This is a genomic window from Kitasatospora sp. MAP5-34, assembly GCF_029894335.1.
GTDB lineage: Bacteria > Actinomycetota > Actinomycetes > Streptomycetales > Streptomycetaceae > Kitasatospora.
This window is the reverse complement of the sequence record NZ_JARXZC010000046.1, coordinates 44,019-58,727: the sequence shown is the minus strand read 5'-3', so window position 1 is coordinate 58,727 and position 14,709 is coordinate 44,019. Positions and strand designations below refer to the sequence as shown.

Annotated in this window: 13 protein-coding genes and 1 rRNA gene; 12 read left to right on the top strand and 2 right to left on the bottom strand. The window is 70.2% G+C overall.

All coding sequences use genetic code 11. The features are described from left to right. The 12 genes from rrf to P3T29_RS28520 all read left to right on the top strand — a co-directional run. Nucleotides 1–86, top strand: a 5S ribosomal RNA gene (rrf, locus tag P3T29_RS28575); the annotation flags it as partial. A 99-nt stretch (nt 87–185) separates the two neighbouring features. Beyond that, nucleotides 186–803: a CDP-alcohol phosphatidyltransferase family protein gene (locus tag P3T29_RS28570; protein WP_280719558.1), complete on the top strand. Its 618-nt coding sequence runs from the start codon at nt 186–188 to the stop codon at nt 801–803. A gap of 149 nt (nt 804–952) precedes the next feature. Then, a complete protein-coding gene (locus P3T29_RS28565; protein WP_280719557.1) occupies nt 953–3,448 on the top strand; it encodes a mannose-1-phosphate guanyltransferase in 2,496 nt (831 codons plus the stop codon). 124 nt (nt 3,449–3,572) lie between these two features. Then, nucleotides 3,573–4,511 (top strand): DUF881 domain-containing protein, encoded by a 939-nt coding sequence (locus P3T29_RS28560; RefSeq protein WP_280719556.1) that lies wholly within the window; start codon nt 3,573–3,575, stop codon nt 4,509–4,511. Continuing rightward, the gene (locus P3T29_RS28555) at nt 4,508–4,840 is read left to right on the top strand and encodes a small basic family protein (RefSeq protein ID WP_280719555.1); all 333 of its coding nucleotides are present in this window, start codon (nt 4,508–4,510) and stop codon (nt 4,838–4,840) included. Before P3T29_RS28560 ends, P3T29_RS28555 begins: the two co-directional genes overlap by 4 nt. Before the next feature lie 11 nt (nt 4,841–4,851). Then, entirely contained in the window at nt 4,852–5,787 is a 936-nt protein-coding gene (locus P3T29_RS28550; protein ID WP_280719554.1) for a DUF881 domain-containing protein, read from the top strand. Between the two features lie 154 nt (nt 5,788–5,941). Continuing rightward, nucleotides 5,942–6,862 carry an FHA domain-containing protein gene (locus P3T29_RS28545; protein WP_280719562.1) on the top strand — a complete coding sequence of 307 codons (921 nt, stop codon included), beginning with the start codon at nt 5,942–5,944 and terminating at the stop codon, nt 6,860–6,862. A 113-nt stretch (nt 6,863–6,975) separates the two neighbouring features. Next, nucleotides 6,976–7,671, top strand: a complete 696-nt coding sequence (locus P3T29_RS28540) for a MerR family transcriptional regulator (protein WP_280719561.1) — start codon at nt 6,976–6,978, stop codon at nt 7,669–7,671. Nucleotides 7,672–7,840: 169 nt separating this feature from the next. Continuing rightward, on the top strand, nt 7,841–8,311 hold the full coding sequence (locus tag P3T29_RS28535) for a bifunctional nuclease family protein (RefSeq protein WP_280719553.1): 471 nt from the start codon (nt 7,841–7,843) through the stop codon (nt 8,309–8,311). Between the two features lie 198 nt (nt 8,312–8,509). Then, on the top strand, nt 8,510–9,274 hold the full coding sequence (locus tag P3T29_RS28530; RefSeq protein ID WP_280719552.1) for a MerR family transcriptional regulator: 765 nt from the start codon (nt 8,510–8,512) through the stop codon (nt 9,272–9,274). Between the two features lie 123 nt (nt 9,275–9,397). Beyond that, entirely contained in the window at nt 9,398–10,072 is a 675-nt protein-coding gene (locus P3T29_RS28525) for an ElyC/SanA/YdcF family protein (RefSeq protein ID WP_280719560.1), read from the top strand. A 46-nt stretch (nt 10,073–10,118) separates the two neighbouring features. Then, complete coding sequence (locus P3T29_RS28520; protein WP_280719551.1) at nt 10,119–11,513, top strand: DNA polymerase IV; 1,395 nt, start codon at nt 10,119–10,121, stop codon at nt 11,511–11,513. 237 nt (nt 11,514–11,750) lie between these two features. Here P3T29_RS28520 and P3T29_RS28515 read toward each other — a convergent pair whose 3' ends face one another. Together P3T29_RS28515 and P3T29_RS28510 are read right to left on the bottom strand one after the other, a co-directional pair. After that, nucleotides 11,751–13,223 (bottom strand): MFS transporter, encoded by a 1,473-nt coding sequence (locus tag P3T29_RS28515; protein WP_280719550.1) that lies wholly within the window; start codon nt 13,221–13,223, stop codon nt 11,751–11,753. A gap of 180 nt (nt 13,224–13,403) precedes the next feature. Then, the gene (locus tag P3T29_RS28510; protein ID WP_280719549.1) at nt 13,404–14,534 is read right to left on the bottom strand and encodes a PRC and DUF2382 domain-containing protein; all 1,131 of its coding nucleotides are present in this window, start codon (nt 14,532–14,534) and stop codon (nt 13,404–13,406) included. Nucleotides 14,535–14,709: the final 175 nt, after the last annotated feature.

Here is a 14,709-nt window from a genome sequence, read left to right as displayed (position 1 = left end):
GTTACATTCCGAACCCGGAAGCTAAGCCTCGTAGCGCCGATGGTACTGCAGGGGGGACCCTGTGGGAGAGTAGGACGCCGCCGAACAATCATTCAAGGGAAGCCCCTCATCCGGGAACGGATGGGGGGCTTTTCTGCTGTAAGGTCAGTGCCGCAGAGTTGTCGTACCGTACAGGAGGCCCCCAGGTGGAGGTCCAGGAGACGCGCGTTCAGACCGACCGTGTCCTCACCATTCCCAACCTGCTCAGCATGGCTCGGCTGGTGGGTGTGCCCATCTTCCTGTGGCTGATTCTGTGGCCGGAGTTCGGCGGTCCGAACAACGACGGCTGGGCGATCCTGATCCTGATGTTGAGCGGGATCAGTGACTACCTGGATGGCAAGCTCGCCCGTCGGTGGGGGCAGATCAGCCGGCTCGGACAGATCCTCGACCCGGCGGCGGACCGGCTGTTCGTGCTGTCCACGCTGGTCGGGCTGACCTGGCGTGGGATTCTGCCCTGGTGGGTGACGGCGATCCTGTTGGCCCGGGAGGCCTTCGGTGCCTCCGTGCTGGCGATTCTGAACCGGCACGGATACGGGCCGCTGCAGGTGACTTTTCTCGGCAAGGCTGCCACCTTCAATCTGATGTACGGGTTTCCACTCCTGCTCATCGGTGCGGGTCACAGCTGGGTCGCCACGCCCGCGCTGGTGGTCAGCTGGGCGTTCATCTGGTGGGGGACGGCGCTCTACTGGTGGTCCGCGATCCTGTACGCGGTGCAGGCCCGTCAGATCGTTAAGGCGGACCGCCTGGGTGGTGCGGCCGCCTGAGGCCCGCCTTCCGCTTCGTCGTCTTCCCCCGGTGAGACGATTCGCACGTCACGGTGGCGCGTCGGGCGTGCTTATCCGGGTAGAGGTGCTCTGGAACGGTTTGATGGACCCCTGGGTTTTTCAAAACCTCGAAGGAGGACGCACCCGAAATGAAAGCCGTTGTGATGGCAGGGGGCGAGGGCACCCGACTCCGCCCGATGACCTCGAGCATGCCCAAGCCGCTGCTTCCGGTCGTGAACAGGCCGATCATGGAGCACGTCCTGCGTCTGCTCAAGCGGCACGGCCTCACGGACACCGTCGTCACCGTGCAGTTCTTGGCCTCCTTGGTGAAGAACTACTTCGGGGACGGCGAAGAGCTGGGTATGCACCTCACATATGCCAATGAGGAGACCCCGCTCGGTACGGCCGGGAGCGTCAAAAACGCGGAGGACGCGCTCCGGGACGACTCCTTCCTGGTGATCTCCGGCGACGCGCTGACCGACTTCGATCTCTCGGACCTGATGGCCTTCCACCGTGAGAAGGGCGCGCTCGTCACGGTCTGTCTGACCAGGGTGCCCAATCCGCTGGAATTCGGTATCACCATCACGGACGACGAGGGGCGGGTCGAACGCTTCCTGGAGAAGCCGACCTGGGGCCAGGTCTTCTCGGACACGGTGAACACCGGCATCTACGTGATGGAGCCGGAGGTCTTCGACTACGTGGCGGCGGGGGAGTCGGTCGACTGGTCGAGCGACGTCTTCCCGCAGCTGCTCAAGGATGGCAAGCCGGTCTACGGCTACGTCGCCGAGGGCTACTGGGAGGACGTGGGCACCCACGAGAGCTACCAGAAGGCCCAGGCGGACGTGCTGGAGGGCAAGGTCGAGGTCGAGCTGGACGGCTTCGAGATCTCGCCGGGCGTCTGGGTGGCCGAGGGCGCGGAGGTGGACCCGGAGGCGGTGCTGCGGGGGCCGCTCTACATCGGCGACTACGCGAAGGTCGAGGCCGGGGTCGAGCTGCGCGAGCACACCGTGCTCGGCAGCAACGTGGTGGTCAAGCGTGGTGCGTTCCTGCACAAGGCGGTGATCCACGACAACGTCTACATCGGTCCGCAGTGCAACCTGCGTGGCTGTGTGGTCGGCAAGAACACCGATGTGATGCGGGCCGCCCGGATCGACGACGGTGCGGTGATCGGCGACGAGTGCCTGATCGGCGAGGAGTCGATCATCTCGGGCAACGTCCGGGTCTACCCGTTCAAGACCATCGAGGCCGGCGCCTTCGTCAACACCTCGGTGATCTGGGAGTCCCGGGGGCAGGAGCATCTCTTCGGGCTGCGTGGCGTCTCCGGCATCCTCAACGTGGAGATCACCCCGGAACTGGCCGTCCGGCTCGCCGGCGCGTATGCGACGACGCTCAAGAAGGGTGCCACCGTCACCATCGCGCGTGACCACTCGCGTGGTGCGCGTGCGCTCAAACGGGCGATGATCTCGGGGTTGCAGACCAGCGCGATCGACGTCCGAGACCTGGAGAACGTCCCGATGCCGGTCGCCCGGCAGCACACCGCGCGTGGGAGTGCCGGTGGGATCTTCCTGCGTACCACGCCCGGTGTGCCGGACTCGCTGGACATCCTGTTCTTCGACGAGCGTGGCGCCGACCTCTCGCAGGCCGGTCAGCGCAAGCTCGACCGGGTCTACGCGCGGCAGGAGTACCGGCGTGCCTTCCCCGGTGAGATCGGTGACCTGACGTTCCCGTCGAGTGTCTTCGACTCCTACGCGGGCAACCTGCTGCGGGCGGTGGACACCACTGGTGTCCGGGAGTCCGGGCTGAAGGTGGTGGTCGACACCGCGCACGGCAGTGCGGGGCTGGTGCTGCCGAGCATCCTGGGCCGCCTCGGCGTGGAGGCGCTCACCGTCAGCAGCGGGCTGGACGAGGCCCGGCCGACCGAGGACGCCGACGAGCGGCGGGCCGGACTTGCCCGGCTCGGTGAACTGGTGGCCTCCTCGCGGGCGGCCTTCGGGGTGCGGTTCGACCCGGTGGGTGAACGCGTCTCGTTCGTGGACGAGCTCGGCCGGGTGATCCAGGACGACCGGGCACTGCTGGTGCTGCTCGACCTGGTCGCGGCCGAGCGGCGCAGCGGGCAGGTCGCACTGCCGGTGACCACGACGCGGATCGCCGAGCAGGTCGCGGCGTACCACGGCACCCAGGTCATCTGGACGACGACCTCGCCGGACGACCTCGCCAAGGCCGCCGCGGCCGACGGCACGGTGTTCGGCGGGGACGGGCGTGGCGGGTTCGTCGTCCCCGAGTTCAGCGAGGTGCTGGACGGTGCGGCGGCCTTCGTCCGGCTGCTCGGGCTGGTGGCCAGGACGCAGCTCACGCTGAGCCAGATCGACGCGCGGATCCCGCAGGCGCACATCCAGCGCCGGGACATCGCGACGCCGTGGGCGGCGAAGGGCATGGTCATGCGTTCCGTGGTGGAGGCGGCGGGCAGCCGGCGGCTGGACACCACGGACGGTGTCCGGGTGGTCGAGCCGGACGGGCGCTGGACGCTGGTGCTGCCCGACCCGGCGGAGGCCGTGACGCATCTGTGGGCCGAGGGCCCGGACGACGCGGCCACCGAGCAGCTGCTCGACGAGTGGGCGGCGGTGGTGGACGGCGCCGGGCGCTGAACGGGCTGTTGGACGGGCTCTTGGACGGGACGGCGGGGGCGGCGACCGGGCCTGTCGCCCCCGCTGGGTGATCAGCGGGTGAACGACGGGGGCTGTGCGCCCGGTGGGTCGGCGACGTGGGACGATGTTCCGCATGCCAGCACAGCCGATGCCGAGTGATCGGGACGGGCGTTTCGCCCGTCCCGACGCCTCGATGTCCCTGCTGACCACCGTGATGGAACACAGCCTGGACGACGGCTACGCCGAGGCGGCCCGCGCGAACGGCCGTGAGGGGACCAGCAGGCTGCCCGGTTCGCTGCGGGGACGGCTGATCCTCGCGCTCGGCCTGGCACTCGCCACCACGGTGGTCACGGTGGGTGCGGTCACCTCGCACGAGGCCGAGCCGACCCTGGCCAAGGAGCGCGACGCGCTGGTCCGACGGGTCAACGACTCGACCGGCGCGGCCGACCGGATGCAGAAGCAGATCCAGGACCTCCGCCACCAGGTCGACCGGGCCCAGCAGCAGGCACTGCCGACCGGCAGCAACGGGAGCCTGGCCGAGCTGGCCGGGCGGGTCGGTACGGGTGAGGTGTCGGGGCCGGGCGTGAAGCTGGTGATCGACGACGCCTCGGGCACCGGCGGTGGCTCGGCGAGTGACCCTCGTCTGGCGGACGGCTTCCACGACACCGGACGACTGCGTGACCGGGATCTCCAGCTGATCGTGAACGGGCTCTGGCAGGCGGGGGCCGAGGCCGTCTCGGTCAACGGGCAGCGGCTCACCGTGCTCTCCGCGATCCGGGCGGCGGGTGACGCCATCCTGGTCGACAACCGGCCGCTCGTGCCGCCGTACACGGTGCTGGTGGCCGGGGACGGGCCCCGGCTGGCCGCGGCCTTCCAGGACGACGAGGCCGGGCGGTACCTGAAGATCATTCAGGACAGCTACGGGATCAGGTCGACACTCTCGGTACAGAAGAAGCTGACGGTGCCCGCAGCGCTCGGCATCACGCTGCGGTACGCGCAGCCACTCACTTCGGACTCGCCCACCGCGACGTCAACCACAGGGACAGGAGCACCAAAGCCGTGATTGCCGTACTGGGCCTCGCCATCGGGGTGGTCGTCGGCCTCTTCGTCCAGCCCTCGGTGCCCGACGCCGTGGTGCCGTATCTGCCGATCGCCGTGGTGGCGGCGGTGGACGCGGTCTTCGGCGGGGTGCGCGCGATGCTGGACGGGATCTTCGACGACAAGGTCTTCGTGGTGTCGTTCCTCTCCAACGTGGTCGTCGCCGCGCTGATCGTCTTCCTCGGCGACCAGCTCGGGGTCGGCTCGCAGCTCTCCACCGGCGTGGTGGTCGTGCTCGGTATCCGGATCTTCTCCAATGCCGCCGCGATCCGCCGACATGTCTTCCGGGCCTGAGAGGACGCGACATGGAAGAGGACAAGGACCAGGACAAGAGCAGCGAGCAGCTGCCGGATGAAGAAGTGGTGGAGCCGGCGGCGGCGGAGGAGTCAGCGGTTGAACCGGTAACTGTGCCGGAGGCAGCGGATGTTGACGATCCATCAGATGAGCCGTCGGCTGGACCGGCCGAGCCCGTGCAGCCCGCTGGGTCTGCTCAGTCCACCGCGCCCGCCGAGCCGCCGTCCGACGCGCGGCGCAGGCTGAAGGCGGCACTCTGGCCGCCGCGCCTCTCGCGCGGGCAACTGGTGGTGGCGCTGCTGCTGTTCTCGCTCGGGCTGGCTCTGGCCATCCAGGTGCGTTCGACCAACGACCACAGCCAGCTGCGTGGTGCCCGGCAGGAGGATCTTGTCCGGATTCTCGACGAACTGGACAGCCGTCAGCAGCGTCTTCAGCAGGAGAAGGCGCAACTGGAGCAGTCCCTGACCCAGCTGGAGAACAGTTCCAACCAGGCCAAGGAAGCCCAGGAGCAGACCAGGCAGAAGACGGCGGAGCTCGGTGTGCTCGCCGGTACGGTCACGGCCACAGGTCCGGGCATCGTACTGACGGTCGATGACCCCCAAGGGCAGGTGAAGGCCGATATGCTGCTCGACACCCTGCAGGAACTCAGAGCAGCGGGGGCGGAGGCGATTCAGATCAACGATGTGCGAGTGGTGGCCGGCACCTACTTCACCGACTCGTCGGTGGGCGGCGTGCAGATCGACGGCAGGAGCGTGTCGCAGCCGTTCCGCTTCACCGTGGTCGGGAACCCGCAGGACCTGACGCCTGCGCTGAACATCCCGGGCGGCGTCGTCCGCACCCTGGAGAAGCAGCAGGCCCGCGCGACCATCACCGAGCAGCAGAAGGTGGTCGTCGACGCGCTGGCCGACCCGAAGACCCTCCAGTACGCCAAGCCGGCGGCGAAGTGACGGGGCGACCACCGCACGCTCCGTCAGCTGCCGGACGCCCCCGGTGCAGGACACTTGGGGCACATCGGCGACACTTGGACGTACCACTCTGGGACGCACCACTGGCTAGACCCCGGCCGGATGCCGGGATCACCGCCTGTCCGAGATTCTCACCCTGCCCCGCGGGCGGGTCTGTCACACGCAAGGGGATTCGCCCGTGAGTCTGTTCTCGAAATTGTTCGGCCGTAACAACCGCCGGGCCGCCGCCGTGGAGATGCCGACGGCGCGCCACCGCCGGGCGGACGAGGAGGCCGGCGTCCCCGGGATGCGGCCCGCGCCCGGGGAGGGCCAGTACGCCGAGCGTCCGATGTTCCGGGACGGTGCCGGTGCGCAGGTCGGCGGCAATTCGGCCGGCTACGGCGCGTCGGCCGATGCTTCGGGCGCGCCGCGCATAGGTTTCCCGACAGGACCCTCAACCACTGGTGGAGGGTTTGCCCCGGATCCCTACGCCGGGCACGACCCGTCGGGTCTGCCGCGCCAGGAGGCTTCGAACATGGCTGGCACCACTCCGTGCCCCAGGTGCGGGAACCAGAACCCCGTCGGGGCCCGGTTCTGCTCCAACTGCGGCTCCCCGCTGCGTGGCGGCTTCCAGCCCGAGAGTGCGGTGGAGGCCACCTCGACCATCTCCATCTCCGGCCTGGAGTCGTACGACCCCAACGCCACCGGCACCGGCGCCACGCCGGCGCTGTCGGCCGAGGTGCTGTCGGCGATCGACGCGCTGCCGCCGGGCTCGGCCCTGCTGATCGTGCAGCGCGGCCCGAACTCCGGCAGCCGCTTCCTGCTCGACGCCGACATCACCACCGCCGGGCGTCACCCGGAGGGTGACATCTTCCTGGACGACGTCACGGTCTCCCGGCGGCACGTGGAGTTCCGCCGGATTCCGGCCGGCGGCTTCGTGGTGGCCGACGTGGGCAGCCTCAACGGCACGTACGTGAACCGGGAGCGGATCGACGAGGTGGCGCTCAACAACGGCGACGAGGTGCAGATCGGGAAGTACCGGCTGGTGTTCTTCGCCAGCCACCAGCGGGGGTACTGAACACAACGTCGGCAGGAGACCGAGTGACCGCGCACACCCCTTCTTCGTCCGTAGAGGCCACGTCCGTACCCGGCTCCCGCAGGGCGGGAGAGGTACGGCGGCGCGGTGACGAACTGCTCAGTATCGGCGCCGTGCTGACGTTCCTTCGGGATGACTTCCCCGAGGTCACCATCTCCAAGATCCGCTTCCTCGAGGCGGAGGGCCTGGTCGAGCCGCAGCGGACGCCCTCGGGCTACCGCAAGTTCAGCCCGGCCGACCTGGAGCGGCTGGCGTACGTGCTGCGCGTCCAGCGGGACCACTACCTGCCGCTGCGGGTGATCCGCGAGCACCTGGACGCGATCGAGCGTGGCGAGGCGCCGCCCGCGCTGCCCGCCCCCGAGATCAGGCCCGGTCCGCTGGAGGAGGCGGACCGGGAGCTGGTCGCCGCCTCCGGCGCGGCGCCCGGCGTCCGGCTCGGCCGGGCCGAGCTGCTCGCGGCCGCCGAGGCCGAGGAGCGCGAGCTCGTCGAGTGGGAGGCGTACGGGCTGGTCGCCGCCGGGCCCGACGGCGGGTACGACGGGGAGGCGCTGCAGGTCGCCAGGCTGGTCGCCGAACTCGGGCGGTACGGCCTGGAGCCGCGCCACCTGCGGGCGATGAAGGCGGCGGCCGACCGCGAGGTGTCGCTGGTCGACCAGGTGGTCGCGCCGCTGCGCCGCCACCGCAACCCGCAGACCAGGGCCCACGCCGAGGCCACCGCGCGCGAACTGGCGACCCTCTCGGTCCGCCTGCACGCCGCGATGGTCCAGGCCGGCCTGAGAGCCCGGATGTAAGCCCGAGCCGGGCCTGGCTTGCCTCCAGGCGCTGGGAGTGCAGATGTAAGCCCGAGCCCGGCGCAGATCCACTTCCGGGCTGTACGAGCCAGGCCCTCGGGCCCGCAGTGACGGCCCCTCGGACCGGCTGCGCTTTCATATCCGGGGCATGGGTCATAGGGTTGCGACTGTGAATGAGCTCGACGTCGTAGGTGTCCGGGTGGAGATGCCTTCCAACCAGCCGATCGTGCTGCTGCGGGAGGTAGGGGGCGATCGGTACCTGCCGATCTGGATCGGCCCTGGTGAGGCGACCGCGATCGCCTTCGCCCAACAGGGCATGACTCCGGTGCGCCCACTGACGCACGACCTCTTCAAAGACGTGCTGGAGGCGCTGGGACAGCAGCTCACCGAGGTCCGGATCAGTGATCTCAGGGAGGGCGTGTTCTACGCCGAGCTGGTCTTCTCGGGCGGCGTGGAGGTGAGCGCCCGCCCTTCGGACGCGATAGCCCTCGCGCTGCGTACGGGGACTCCGATCTACGGGAGCGAGGAGGTGCTCGCCGAGGCGGGCATCGCGATCCCGGACGAGCAGGAGGACGAGGTGGAGAAGTTCCGCGAGTTCCTCGACCAGGTCTCGCCGGAGGACTTCGGCGGCCAGCAGTAGTCGGCTCCGGCGATAGTCAGCCGCAGCAGTAGTTAGCTCCAGCGCTCTTCGCCCGCAAGTCGGGTTTTGCCAAAGTCCGTCCGCATACCCACACTAGGGGCACGAAAAACCACTCGACTGAGTGATATTGGTGCCGAGCCTCGGCGTGGCGATCGTTGACGGGTCCCGGGCGACTGCCTACCGTCAGGAGTGGCTCCGGTGAGTTACTCCACCTGGGCCCCGATGGCGCACGAAGGCGCACCGGACGAGCGGACGGAGGTTGGCATGAGCGGCATTGGCGACGAGGCGGCTGTTGGAACCCTGTGCTCCGTGCACGTCCCGCGCTCCGCACGCACCCTGCTGGAGCGGGTGCGCGAGTCGGTGCGGGACTCCGCCGTCCCCGAGCAGCCGGAGGGCGAGCGGCCCCGGGTCGGGCGTTTCCCGGCCGTGCAGGCCGGGCAGCCGGCCATCGAGCGGCTGCCGCCGACCTCCGGGCTGGTCGGCTACCGGGGTCCGACGGCCTGTGCGGCGGCCGGCATCACCTACCGCCAGCTGGACTACTGGGCGCGCACCGGGCTGCTGCAGCCGAGCGTCCGCTCGGCGTACCCCGCGAGCAGCCAGCGGCTCTACAGCTTCCACGACATCCTGCTGCTGAAGATCGTCAAGCGGCTGTTGGACGCCGGGGTGTCGCTGCAGAACATCCGGGTGGCCGTCACCCATCTGCAGTCCGTCGAGGCCGCCGACCTGACCGGGCTCACCCTGATGAGTGACGGTGCCACCGTTTACGAGTGCACCTCGCCGCAGCAGCTGGTCGATCTGCTGAAGGGCGGTCAGGGCGTCTTCGGCATCGCCGTCGGGGCCGTCTGGCACGAGCTGGAGACCGCCCTCGGGCGGCTGCAGGCGGAGCGGATGGACACCGGCGAGACCCTGATCGGGCACGACCCCTCCGACGAGCTCGCCCAGCGCCGCAACCGCGCGGGGTGAACCGGTGGCGGAGGCGTACGGGAGGCCCGGACGGGGAACCGTCCGGGCCTTCGCCGTCGTCGGGGCAGGTGAGTCGGTCAAGACGGTTGAACGAGCAAGTCAGGCGGGGGCACAGTGGTACGAATACCTCGGATCCGGCTGCGCGGCAGACGCGCGCAGCGTAGGGCGTTCCAGGCGGCGACCCTGCTGACCGTGCTGGCGCTGGCACCGCCCGCCTGGCTCTGGCTGAGCGCGGGGGACCGGGTCGGTACGGTCGGGAGTGCGCCGTCCGCGCCGGTCGCGGTGGTGTTCGGCGCCGGGCTGGTCGACGGCAAGCCCTCGCCGTACCTCGAGCACCGGCTGGACGCGGCGCTGACGCTCTTTCAGGAGCACAAGGTCCAGGCGATCCTGGTGACCGGCGACAACGGTCGGGTCGCCTACGACGAGCCCGACGCCATGGGCGGCTACCTGGTCGCGCACGGTGTGCCCGCCGTGCGGGTGGTGCGCGACTACGCGGGCTTCGACACTTGGGACTCCTGCACCCGGGCCCGGCGGATCTTCGGCGTGGACCGGGCCGTGCTGGTGAGCCAGGGCTTCCACGTCCGGCGCGCGCTCGCGCTCTGCGAGGCGGCGGGCATCGACTCGTACGCGGTCGGTGTGGACGAGCCGCACGACGCCACCTGGTACTACGGCGGTCTGCGGGAGATCCCGGGGGCGGGGAAGGCCGCGCTGAGCGCCTCGCTGCGGCCGGATCCGGCGCTCCTGGGCGCCAAGGAGCCCGGTATCGCCGAGGCGCTGGCCGACGCGGCGCGGCACTGATCGGCGCTGACCGGGAATTGTCGTACCCCTGCGGCATGATCGGCAGGTGCGATCGGTTCCGAGCATTATTCACCTCGACATGGACGCCTTCTTCGCTGCGGTGGAGCAGGCGGCCAAACCGAGCCTGCGCGGCAAGCCCGTGGTGGTCGGCGGCCTCGGCGGGCGCGGGGTGGTGTCGACGGCCTCGTACGAGGCACGGAAGTTCGGTGTGCACTCCGCGATGCCGATGGCCCAGGCCCGGCGGCTCTGCCCGAACGCGGCCTTCCTGTCTGGCCGGTTCGGCGCGTACCGGCAGGTCAGCGAGACGGTGATGGGGCTGCTGCGGGAGCTTTCGCCGCTGGTCGAGCCGCTCAGCCTGGACGAGGCGTTCGTCGACCTGGAGGCGGGGCCGTACGGGCCCGCGCTGGCGGCGGCGGGGCCGGCCGGCGGGCCGGAGCTGGTGGTGGCGATCGCGGAGGACCTGCGGGCCGACATCCAGCGGCGGACGGGCCTGACGGCGTCGGTCGGCGCGGCCGGGTCCAAGCTGATGGCGAAGATCGCCTCCGAGCAGGCCAAGCCCGACGGCTTCGTGCTGGTCGGCATCGGCTCCGAACGGGCCGTGCTGAGCCGGATGCCGGTCCGTGCGCTGCCCGGGGTCGGCCCGGCCACCGAGCAGGTGCTGCACCGGGTCGGGCTGATGACGGTCGCCGACCTGGCGGAGGCGGGGGAGGGCGAGCTGGTGCAACTCCTCGGGAAGGCACACGGCGCGGGCGTCCACCAGATGTCGATCGGCTTCGACTCGCGCCCGGTGGTGCCGGACCGGGACGCCAAGTCGGTCTCGGTGGAGGACACCTTCGAGGTGGACCTCGCGGACCGGGACCGCATCCTGCACGAGGTGGACGTACTGGCGGCCCGCTGTGTCGCCCGGCTGCACGCGGCCGGGCGCTCGGGCCGGACGGTGGTGCTGAAGGTGCGCCGGTTCGACTTCTCCACCCTGACCAGGTCGGAGACGCTCCGCGCACCGACGGACGACGCGGCGGTGATCTCCGAGACGGCCCGGCGGCTGGCCCTGGCGGTGAACACCACGGGAGGGGTCCGGCTGCTCGGGGTGGGCGTCTCCCAGCTGGCCGACTTCTCCCAGGAGGACCTGTTCGCCCAACTGGTGCACGAGGAGGAGGCGGCGGAGCCCGAGCATGAACCGGAGTCGGAGTCCGGGCCCGGGCCGGTCGAGGAGCCGGTCGAGCCAGTCGTACCGGTGGCCGCCCGGCGCTGGTGGCCCGGTCAGGACGTGACGCACACTCAGCTCGGCCCCGGTTGGGTGCAGGGCAGCGGGGTCGGCCGGGTGACCGTACGGTTCGAGACGCCCGGTGGAGAGGTGGGCCGGGTCCGTACCTTCGCGGTGGACGATCCGGAGCTCCAGCCCTCGGAGCCGCTGCCGCTCACCGAGTGGCTGCGCCAGTAGGTAGGGGCGCGAGGACTGCGCGAGATCGGAAGGCAACGGTCTGCGGTCTTCCGGTTTCGCGCACTTCCCCGGGCCCCTCGGCGTACCCCGTCCCGCAAGAACGGCAACGGCCCCGCAGCTGGTTTCAGCTGCGGGGCCGGTTGTCGGGCTGGGCCTCAGGCGGTCGCGATGCCCTCATCGACCGTCGAGGTCCAGTCCCCTCGCGCCCTGTCCCGGGGCGCGAGGGCGGACGCCTCGTCAGGCGTCGGTCTTGGCCAGCTCGGGGCTGGGGGTCTGGTCCGCCGTGGCGGTGGCGGCGGGCTTGATGCGGCGGATGGCGAACGGCACCACGGCGGCGATCAGGCACATCGCGGCCGTCGTCCAGAACGCGTGCTTGTACGCGTCCAGGGTCGGCAGCGGGATGGGCAGGCCCTTGATGGTGTCGCCGGTCAGGATCGCGGCCATCACGGCGGTGCCGATGGCGCCACCGACGGTGCGCAGCACGGCGTTCATGCCGTTGGCGATGCCGCTCTGCTCGGCGGGCACGGCGCCGTTGATGTAGGCCGGCATGGCGGCGTAGGCGAGGCCGACACCGAGGCCGAAGATGGCGGAGGCGGTGTAGATGTCACCCTCGGCGCTGTGCCGCAGGGCCAGGTACGCCATCGAGACGGCACCGAGCGCGCCGCCGAGGACCAGCGGCAGGCGCGGTCCGCGACGGGCGATCAGCAACGCGCCGACCGGGGCGGCGAGCATCGAGCCGACGGCGGACGGCAGCAGCATCACGCCGGCGTGCAGCACGGTGGCGGTGAAGCCGTAGTGGGTGAACTTCGCCGGGGTCTGCGCGAAGTTGCTGATCACCATGAAGGAGCCGTACATCCCGAAGCCGATGAGCAGGCCGGAGATGTTGGTGAAGGCCACGGCCGGGCGGGACATCATCTTCATGTCCACGAGCGGGTGCTTGACCTTGGACTCGATGACGATCCAGGCCAGCGCCACGACGGCGGCGACGGCGAACAGACCGAGGGTCTTGGTGGAGGTCCAGCCCCACTCGTTGCCCTGGCTGACGGCGACCAGCAGTGCGGACAGCCAGCCGGCCAGCGTGATCGCGCCGAGCGGGTCGGCGCCGCCCTCCTTGTCGACCACCGGGTCCTGCGGGACGCGCACGGCGACCAGGACGGCGGCGATCAGACCGAAGATCAGGCCCATCCAGAAGATGGACTTGTAGCTCCAGTGCTCCAGCAGCAGGCCGGTGGCCACCAGGCCGAGGCCCGAGCCGACGCCCATCGAGGCGGAGATCGCGGCGACGCCGCCGGTGACCTTCTCCTTGGGCAGCTCGTCGCGGACGATGCTGATCGCGAGCGGCAGCACGCCACCGCCGGCGCCCTGCAGGACGCGGGCGATGACCAGCAGGGTGAAGGAGTGGGTGCTGACGGCGAGGGCCGAACCGGCGATCAGGCCGCCCAGCGAGATCATCAGCATCGGCTTGCGCCCGCGCAGGTCGCCGAAGCGGCCCAGCAGCGGGGTGAGCACGGCGGCCGAGAGCAGGTTGGCCGTCATCAGCCAGGTGATGTTGGAGCCGGAGACGTTCAGCTCCTTGGCCAGCGACGGCAGGATCGGGACGACTGCGGTCTGCACCACGCTGTACGCCAGCATCGCCAGTACCAGGGCGGGGAGCACGCGCGCGCTGCTCGGCTTCGAGGCCGTGGCGGTGGGCTGTGGTGCCTCACTCACGGGTTCTTCCTCCAGTTCAGGGCCGCCCGGCGCGAAGCGCTTCAGGCGGACGAAAGTAAACGAACTGAAGTAACGATGCCCTCAGATACTTCACTATGTCAAATATCGATCGGTGAATCTTTGGAACACGCGTGGCCCTGACCCCTTGACGAGGGGGCAGGGCCACGCGTGAGCCGGTCGTCAGGACGGGCGCAGCGGCTCGGGCCGGGCATTGGACGGCAGCTGTCCGCCTGCCGACTGGGCCGTCGCCGGTGCCGACGGCGCGGCGGGCATCGAGGAGTCCTGGATCTCGACCTGCTCGCGGCGGAGATCCTCGCGGATCAGCGCCTCCTCGGTGTACCGCTCGACCACCAGGCGGACCCGCTCGATCGGCGCCAGGTACTTGTGCACCACCGGCCGCTCCTCGCGCAGGGTCACCTCCTCCGTCGCGTCGGCGATCTCCTGCTCGCTCAGCGAGGCGCGCTCCGCCTCGGTGACCGGGACCCGTTCGACCCGGACCCGCTCGCGGACCACCGGCACCCGGCGCTCCACGGCCTCCGTCGTGACGTACTTGCGCAGCGTCGCGGTGCCGATGGTGTGCCACTCGGTGGTGATCTCCAGGCGCTCCTCGCGGCAGGTGATCTCCACCGGGCCGTTCGGGGAACTGGTCGCCGCCGCGGGCATGCCCGGCCGTTCGACGGTCGGGGCGCCGAGGTTGCGGGTGTCGGCTTCGGTGGGCCTGGCCATGGGGGCGGCGGTCGTGGGTGCGCTGGTCATCGGCTTCTCAAGGGTGGAGGAGGTCTTCTGGTGGTCGGCGGAGGCGGTGAACGCCATCGGCGGAGCTCCGTTCGGGGCGGCGCCGTTCTGGACGCTGCCGTTCTGGACGGTGGTGTTCTGGGTACCGCCGGTCTGGATCGTGGCGTTCTGGACGGTGGTGTTCTGGGTGCCGGCGTTCGGGGTGGCGCCGAAGTCGAGGTCGCCCCGGGACCCGTTGCCGGCCGACGGCGGGGGTGCGGCGCTGTTGGTGTCGAGCCCGTAGTAGCGGTAGAGCTGCAGTTCCTGGGCGGGCGAGAGATGCTGGCCCACGCCGAAGTCGGGCGACTCCTTGATCAGCGACTTGTCGTACGGGACCTTGAGTTCCTCGCCCGAGAACTCGCTGGTGGTCAGCGGGACGAACGCGTCCCGGCCGAAGATCCCCGTCCGCACCGCAGCCCATTCGGGCTCACCGGTCGCGTCGTCGAGATACACCTCGTCGACCGTGCCGATCTTGTCACCGTTCCGGTCGACCGCCTTGTGTCCGATCAGGTCTCGCGGATCGATATCGGTCTGCACGCTGTCCTCCAGTGCAAGTGCTCCTGCCAACGTCAGGGGGCGGCTGGAGGAGCTATCCATCCGCCATCTCATACGAAAAGCCATCAATCGGACGGCGGCGACCCGAGCGCCGCCGTACGGGAGCGGACTGGGCTGTCCGGGTCGTCCGCATCCGTCCCGGTCGACCTGACGGGGC